Source organism: Pedococcus sp. P1_H8 (assembly GCF_056405175.1).
In genome coordinates this window covers 1-518 of record NZ_JBFUCP010000135.1, presented here as the reverse complement: position 1 = coordinate 518, position 518 = coordinate 1, and the positions used below count along the sequence as shown (strand labels likewise).

At 70.3% G+C, this 518-nt stretch carries 1 protein-coding gene; it reads right to left on the bottom strand.

Annotated features, from left to right (window positions below; all coding sequences use genetic code 11):
• On the bottom strand, nt 1-434 hold a 434-nt coding region (locus AC1DYG_RS19240; protein WP_477641461.1), incomplete at its 3' end, for an ABC transporter substrate-binding protein.
• Nucleotides 435-518 lie beyond the last annotated feature (84 nt).

Here is a 518-nt window from a genome sequence, read left to right as displayed (position 1 = left end):
GCACTGAGCTTGTCGTAGTAGGCCTCGTCGAAGCCCTCGTACGGGGCGAGGATCGTGTCGGGCGCGAGGGCGGCGATCGCCTCGATCGACGGTTCGCCGGCCGGGGGGTCCTCGTACAGCGTGGTCTCGGTGGGGTCGAAGTACTTCTCCGTCCACGGCATGACGCCGGCCGGGGTGGCGCCGTAGCTGTACCTCGGCTGGCCGACGGGCGAGAGCCCGAGCGCGTAGAGCACGTCCTGCGCGTTCCAGCCCATGGTGACGAGCCGCTCGGGGGCACCGTCGATGGTGGTGGTGCCGAAGGTGTTGTCGATGCTCACGGGGAAGGAGCCGTCGGCGCCGGAGGCGGCACTGTCGGAGTTGCCGGTGTCGGCCGAGCAGCCGACCAGTGTGGCGAGGGCGAGGGCGGCGACACCGAGACGCAGAGGGAGCTTCACAAAGGGCAGCCTAACCTACTGTCGGCGGTGTGAGAAAACAGATCCGCGCCCCGGGCACAGGGCCGGGGGCGCGGATCCGTGGCG